We start from the raw sequence: 7,104 nt of genomic DNA, 5'->3' as shown, positions 1-7,104 counted from the left end.
CAATCTGGAACTTTTAAGATAAAAAAATATAACGGTAATAAGTGGTATTTTTTGATAATTATAACCATATAAAATACATAAATTTAATTTAATAAATTTTGGTTCTATATACTGATGTCGTGATAATAATTAACTATAAGAATTAATTTCGATCACATTTTTGTCATGTTATCAAGACTTAGACGATTAACTCATTTTTCTATTGTTTTATTGATTAATAATTTTATTAAACAAACAGATAGTAATTTTTTCTGAGCTAAAAATGAATGAATTCCAGTGGATTTAACTGTTTTTTAGTTATCTAAATGAAAAATATAAATAAAATAATTTTGTTATAAAAAAACAAAAATAATCGTTGTCAACAATCATAGAAAGTGATAACTCTTAAATATACGTCAAGCATACGAATTAAAAACGAATAAAGTAAATTATGAACGCATTTGTCCTAGTGATTAGCCTAATTATTGTGAGCGTGGTGGTGATTATCCCACCGTGCGGGGCGGCACTTGGACGAAGAACGGCTTAGACAGAAGAATAGCCAGATTCCAAAAACCCCCGCACCGAAAGGCGCGGGGGTTTTTTTTAGGTCTGATACTAGGTTCGATAAGCAAAAGTCATAAAACATCACAACAGCCAATGACAAGGTAAACATAACAGGGGAGACGGCAATGAACGGGGCACAATCGGTTGTAGAGGCATTACGAAAACAGGGAATTGAAAAAGTTTTTGGTTATCCAGGTGGAGCCATCATGCCAGTTTATGATGCGCTGTATGATGGTGGTGTGGAACACATTTTGTGCCGCCATGAACAAGGCGCTGTTATGGCAGCAATTGGCTATGCAAGGGCAAGTGGCAAGCCGGGTGTTTGCATCGCGACATCAGGGCCTGGGGCGACAAACCTAATCACGGGATTGGCTGATGCATTATTGGATTCGGTTCCTGTTGTCGCGATTACCGGACAGGTGAGTTCTGAATTTATCGGGACGGATGCTTTTCAGGAAATTGATATACTGGGAATGTCTCTTTCTTGTACAAAACACAGCTTTCTTGTTGATTCACTGGAAAAATTACCCCAAATCATGGCCGATGCTTTCTCCATTGCCATGAGCGGTCGCCCAGGCCCTGTTCTGATTGATTTACCAAAAGATATTCAGTTAGCTCAAGGTGATTTTGCCCCCTATTTAATACCGACATCTCCCCAGTTTTCTCTTCCAAAACAAGAGATTGAATTAGCCCGTCAATTGTTAGCTTCATCTCGAAAACCTATCTTGTATGTGGGTGGAGGGATTGGCATGTCTGGCGCTGTTCCTGAATTACGTCATTTTGTCTCTGAAACGGGTATTCCCGTTGTTTCCACATTGAAAGGATTGGGAGCAGCAGATTTTGAACATGAATGTTATTTGGGCATGTTAGGGATGCATGGTACTAAAGCGGCTAATCTTGCTGTTCAATCCTGTGATTTGTTAATTGCTGCTGGCGCGCGGTTTGATGACCGTGTTACAGGGAAATTGAATACCTTTGCGCCTCATGCCAACGTTATTCATTTGGACATTGATCCTGTTGAATTCAATAAATTACGCCAAATCCATGTGTCATTACTGGGCGATTTAAAAACGCTATTGCCTCATTTACAACAACCTTTATCCATCCAAGCCTGGCAGCAAGAAATCAAACAATTAAAAAACGAACATGCATGGCGTTATGACTATCAGGGTGAAAGTATTTATGCTCCGTTACTGTTGAAGCAGGTTTCTGATCGTGCTTCGTCCAGTACGGTTATCACAACCGATGTTGGGCAGCATCAGATGTGGGCGGCTCAGCACATGACTTTTAGTCAGCCAGAAAACTTCATCACATCAAGTGGATTAGGCACGATGGGATTTGGTATTCCGGCGGCGATTGGCGCCCAGATGGCTCGTCCTGAAGATATGGTTATCTGCATATCTGGTGACGGTTCCTTCATGATGAATGTTCAGGAATTGGGCACGATTAAACGCAAGCAATTGCCGGTCAAATTGATCTTATTGGATAACCAAAGATTGGGTATGGTTCGCCAGTGGCAAGAGCTGTTTTTTGACAAACGTTATAGTGAAACGATCTTAACTGATAATCCTGATTTTCTTACGTTGGCGCAGGCGTTTGGTATTCCGGGACAGAAAGTGGCTCACAAAGCACAAGTGGATGAAGCATTGGATGCTTTGTTCAACAGCGAGGGCGCGTATTTATTACATGTGTCTATTGATGAATTAGAGAATGTCTGGCCATTGGTTCCACCGGGTGCAAGCAACGAAACCATGTTGGAGAAATCATTATGATACAGCATCAACTTGCTATTAAAGCGCGGTTCTGTCCTGAGATTTTGGAACGAATTTTGAGAGTTACCCGCCACCGCGGATTTCAGATATGCGCATTGAATATGGATCATATAACAGATAGTGATAATGTAAATATTGAACTCACCGTGTCTAGCCAACGTCCAGTTAGTTTACTTTTTTCCCAACTGCTGAAATTGGTGGACGTTGCGGGTGTTGAGATCAAACATAAAGAATCACGATTAATAAGCGCATAATGCGCCCTTGAAGGAAAACTGAGAATGACAAAGCAAGCTGATTATATTTGGTTCAATGGGGAAATGGTGCCGTGGGCAGAGGCTAAAGTTCACGTTATGTCCCATGCCTTACATTATGGTACTTCGGTATTTGAAGGGATTCGTTGCTATGACTCTCACAAAGGGCCTGTTGTTTTTCGTCATCGTGAACATATGCAGCGCTTGCGTGACTCAGCCAAGATTTACCGTTTTCCCGTCAGTCAAAGTGTGGACGAATTGATGGCAGCTTGCCGTGAAACGCTGCGTAAAAATAAATTGGTCAGTGCTTATATTCGCCCATTGGTATTTGTGGGTAATGTTGGCATGGGAGTAAACCCACCTGCTGGTTATCAAACAGACATTATCATTGCCGCTTTTCCGTGGGGCGCTTATCTCGGTGAGGAAGCCTTAGAGCAGGGTATTGATGCGATGGTCTCTTCATGGAATCGCATGGCAGCAAATACGATCCCTACAAGCGCAAAAGCGGGAGGTAATTATCTCTCTTCTTTGCTGGTGGGAAGTGAAGCACGACGCCATGGTTATCAAGAAGGTATTGCATTGGATGTGCATGGCTATATTTCAGAAGGTGCGGGTGAAAACCTATTTGAAGTGAAGGATGGAATTCTATTTACACCGCCATTTACTTCATCTGCCCTGCCAGGGATCACCCGTGATGCCATCATCAAGTTAGCACGGGATCTTGGTCTGGAAGTTCGTGAACAGGTACTTTCTCGCGAATCGCTCTATTTAGCGGATGAAGTCTTCATGACAGGAACGGCTGCGGAGATCACTCCGGTTCGTAGTGTAGATGGTATTCAGGTGGGTATTGGTAAATGCGGCCCAATTACTAAAAAAATCCAAAGTGCGTTCTTTGGCTTATTTGATGGTACGACAGAAGATAAATGGGGTTGGTTGGACCCGGTTAATCCGTAATAAAAAATATAAAACCCAACGGGCGGTCGTTCCCCGCCTGTTTTAGTTAATTGATAAGACTTGGGAGTGAAGACAATGCCTAAATACCGTTCTGCCACGACGACTCATGGCCGCAATATGGCGGGAGCCCGCGCCTTATGGCGAGCCACAGGTATGACAGATGCAGATTTTGGAAAACCTATTATTGCGGTTGTTAACTCATTCACCCAGTTTGTACCAGGACATGTACATCTGCGTGATCTCGGTAAGCTGGTGGCAGAACAGATTCAGGCATCAGGAGGGGTTGCGAAAGAGTTCAATACCATTGCTGTTGATGATGGTATCGCAATGGGGCATGGTGGAATGCTCTATTCGTTACCTTCGCGGGAGTTGATTGCTGACTCAGTGGAATACATGGTCAATGCCCACTGTGCTGATGCTATGGTATGTATTTCCAACTGTGACAAAATCACGCCTGGCATGTTGATGGCCTCTTTGCGCTTAAATATTCCGGTTATTTTCGTTTCTGGTGGCCCTATGGAAGCGGGTAAGACGCGATTATCCGATCAGCTGATTAAACTGGATTTGGTTGATGCCATGATTCAGGGTGCCAACCCCAATGTCAGTGACGAACAGAGCGAACAAATCGAACGTTCTGCCTGTCCGACGTGTGGTTCTTGCTCAGGGATGTTTACGGCGAATTCGATGAATTGTTTGACCGAAGCACTTGGACTTTCACAGCCAGGTAATGGGTCACTGCTCGCTACTCATGCTGATCGTAAGACCCTGTTTATCAATGCCGGTAAACGCATTGTTGAACTGACTAAACGCTATTATGAACAAGATGATGCTAGCGCTCTCCCGCGTAGTATCGCGACCAAAGCGGCATTTGAAAATGCCATGATATTGGATATTGCGATGGGTGGATCGACTAACACCGTTTTGCATTTGTTAGCCGCAGCACAGGAAGCTGAAGTTGACTTCACGATGGCGGATATTGATCGTCTGTCTCGTCAGGTGCCGCATTTATGTAAAGTTGCTCCGAGCACCCAGAAATACCACATGGAAGATGTCCATCGTGCTGGTGGAGTGATTGGGATACTTGGTGAGCTTGATCGGGCGGGGCTTTTGCGCCGTGATGTGAAAAATGTTTTGGGTTTGGATTTGCCACAAACGCTGGCCCAATACGACATCATGCTGACAAAAGATGAAAGCGTTAAAAGGATGTATGCCGCGGGGCCAGCAGGCATTCGTACCACACAAGCTTTCTCACAAGATTGTCGTTGGCCGTCGTTGGATGCAGATCGCGAGACAGGATGTATTCGTGAACGTAACCATGCTTACAGTCAGGATGGTGGATTGGCTGTTTTGTTCGGCAACATTGCAAAAGATGGCTGCATTGTAAAAACAGCAGGCGTTGATAAAGAAATCCTGACTTTCCGTGGCCCAGCCAAAGTTTACGAGAGCCAGGAGGAGGCAGTAGAAGCCATTCTCGGTGGAAAAGTCGTGGCGGGCGACGTAGTTGTCATTCGTTATGAAGGGCCGAAAGGTGGTCCAGGTATGCAAGAAATGCTCTATCCCACCACCTATCTGAAATCGATGGGATTGGGAAAAAGTTGTGCATTGATTACGGATGGACGTTTCTCAGGCGGAACATCGGGTTTATCTATTGGTCACGTCTCTCCAGAAGCGGCAAATGGTGGCTTGATTGGTCTGATTTATGACGGTGATATCATCAATATTGATATTCCAAACCGTAAAATTCAGTTGGATGTGACGGAAACAGAACTGGCAGAACGTACACAGGCAGAATTATCTCGCGGAGATAAAGCATGGACACCTAAGTCCCGTGAACGTCAGGTTTCTTTGGCATTACGTGCTTATGCTTCATTGGCGACCAGTGCTGACAAAGGCGCTGTGCGCGATAAAACCAAACTGGGGAGTTGATTGTGGCGGTTTATCCTCTTAATACTGAACCCAAGGGAGCGGAATATCTCAAGGCGGCACTGAGTGCGCCAGTTTATGATATTGCTCAAGTCACTCCCTTACAGGAAATGAAAAAAATCTCTGCGCGTTTAGGCAATACGATTTTGGTTAAACGGGAAGATCGCCAGCTGGTACATAGTTTCAAATTGCGCGGTGCGTACGCGATGATCGCAGGTTTGACGGAAGAACAAAAAAGTAAAGGTGTCATCACGGCTTCCGCGGGCAACCATGCGCAAGGCGTTGCATTATCGGCCAGTAAGGTTGGCATAAAAGCCACTATTGTCATGCCGATAGCGACAGCGGATATTAAAGTCGATGCAGTCCGCAGTTTTGGTGGCGAGGTGCTGTTGCATGGTACGAACTTTGATGAAGCGAAGGAAAAGGCCCTTGAGATAGCAAAAGAGTACGGTTACACCTTCATCCCACCCTTTGATCATCCTATCGTGATTGCAGGCCAGGCGACACTGGCAATGGAGTTGCTACAGCAGGATGTTCATCTTGATCGCATCTTTGTTCCGGTTGGCGGCGGCGGATTGATTGCAGGGGTTGCTGTTCTCATTAAACAGCTTGTACCTGAAATGAAGATCATTGGTGTGGAAGCCGAGGATTCTGCCTGTTTGAAAGCCGCGCTGGAAGCTGGGCATCCGGTTGATTTGCCGAGAGTTGGATTATTTGCGGAAGGTGTGGCGGTTAAACGCATTGGCGACGAAACGTTTCGCTTATGCCAGCAATATGTTGATGATGTCATTACAGTAGACAGTGATGCTATCTGTGCTGCCATGAAAGATATCTTTGAAGATGTCAGGGCAGTGGCCGAACCTTCTGGTGCTCTGGCGCTGGCAGGCTTGAAGAAATATGTCCAGCAACACCAGATTCAGGGAGAACGGCTGGCACATATTCTTTCTGGGGCTAATGTGAATTTTCATGGATTGCGTTACGTTTCAGAGCGCTGCGAACTTGGAGAGCAACGTGAAGCTTTGTTGGCGGTAACTATCCCTGAACAAAAGGGGAGTTTCTTACAGTTTTGCCAGATATTGGGTACTCGTGTCGTCACTGAATTTAGCTATCGTTATTCGGATGCAACAGATCCAAACCAAGCCTGTATCTTTGTTGGTATCAGATTGAGTCGGGGAAATACTGAGCGTCGTGAAATCATTGAAGAATTAAAAACATCGGGGTATCAAGTTGCTGATTTTACGGATGATGAAATGGCGAAGCTGCATGTTCGTTATATGATCGGTGGCAGGCCATCCAAGCCGTTGCAGGAGCGATTGTTTAGTTTTGCCTTTCCTGAATCTCCGGGAGCTTTGCTGAAATTTTTGCAAACATTAGGGACGCATTGGAATATCACACTGTTTCATTACCGCAGTCATGGCACGGATTATGGGCGTGTATTAGCTGCCTTTGAACTTTCAGGACCAGAAGTCTGTTTTGATCGTCATTTGGATGTGCTGGGCTATGAATATCATGATGAAACCGATAATCCTTCATTTAAATTATTTCTGACTTAGTCATCAATCAGTTAAAGAAATAAACAGCAAAATATCTTCTAAAAATACCAATTGCCTTTCAAGATGCGTCTAATATCTCCCCGCGTAGCAGGGGAGATATTAGCAATT

General features: G+C 44.6%; 6 protein-coding genes. All 6 read left to right on the top strand.

Features of this window, described 5'->3' with window-relative positions; all coding sequences use genetic code 11:
* The first annotated feature begins 430 nt into the window (after positions 1–430).
* Entirely contained in the window at positions 431–526 is a 96-nt protein-coding gene (gene ilvL / locus IQ211_RS03320) for an ilv operon leader peptide (protein WP_152669737.1), read from the top strand.
* 142 nt (positions 527–668) lie between these two features.
* On the top strand, positions 669–2,315 hold the full coding sequence (ilvG, locus tag IQ211_RS03315) for an acetolactate synthase 2 catalytic subunit (protein ID WP_189760756.1): 1,647 nt from the start codon (positions 669–671) through the stop codon (positions 2,313–2,315).
* On the top strand, positions 2,312–2,569 hold the full coding sequence (gene ilvM / locus IQ211_RS03310; protein WP_189760757.1) for an acetolactate synthase 2 small subunit: 258 nt from the start codon (positions 2,312–2,314) through the stop codon (positions 2,567–2,569). The genes ilvG and ilvM overlap by 4 nt, the downstream gene beginning before the upstream one ends.
* Before the next feature lie 24 nt (positions 2,570–2,593).
* Complete coding sequence (locus IQ211_RS03305) at positions 2,594–3,520, top strand: branched-chain amino acid transaminase (RefSeq protein ID WP_189760758.1); 927 nt, start codon at positions 2,594–2,596, stop codon at positions 3,518–3,520.
* Between the two features lie 75 nt (positions 3,521–3,595).
* Positions 3,596–5,446 (top strand): dihydroxy-acid dehydratase, encoded by a 1,851-nt coding sequence (gene ilvD / locus IQ211_RS03300; protein ID WP_189760759.1) that lies wholly within the window; start codon positions 3,596–3,598, stop codon positions 5,444–5,446.
* 2 nt (positions 5,447–5,448) lie between these two features.
* Complete coding sequence (ilvA, locus tag IQ211_RS03295; RefSeq protein WP_399478409.1) at positions 5,449–6,996, top strand: threonine ammonia-lyase, biosynthetic; 1,548 nt, start codon at positions 5,449–5,451, stop codon at positions 6,994–6,996.
* Positions 6,997–7,104: the final 108 nt, after the last annotated feature.

Source organism: Xenorhabdus griffiniae (genome assembly GCF_015163655.1).
GTDB classification, from domain to species: domain Bacteria; phylum Pseudomonadota; class Gammaproteobacteria; order Enterobacterales; family Enterobacteriaceae; genus Xenorhabdus; species Xenorhabdus griffiniae.
Note: the sequence above shows the minus strand (reverse complement) of the source record. Positions and strands in the feature narration are given on the sequence as shown.

Bases quoted from the DNA above. Each gene is read 5' to 3' on its own strand.
- ilvL (WP_152669737.1), top strand. From the start codon at position 431: ATGAACGCATTTGTCCTAGTGATTAGCCTAATTATTGTGAGCGTGGTG.
- ilvG (WP_189760756.1), top strand. From the start codon at position 669: ATGAACGGGGCACAATCGGTTGTAGAGGCATTACGAAAACAGGGAATT.
- ilvM (WP_189760757.1), top strand. From the start codon at position 2,312: ATGATACAGCATCAACTTGCTATTAAAGCGCGGTTCTGTCCTGAGATT.
- IQ211_RS03305 (WP_189760758.1), top strand. From the start codon at position 2,594: ATGACAAAGCAAGCTGATTATATTTGGTTCAATGGGGAAATGGTGCCG.
- ilvD (WP_189760759.1), top strand. From the start codon at position 3,596: ATGCCTAAATACCGTTCTGCCACGACGACTCATGGCCGCAATATGGCG.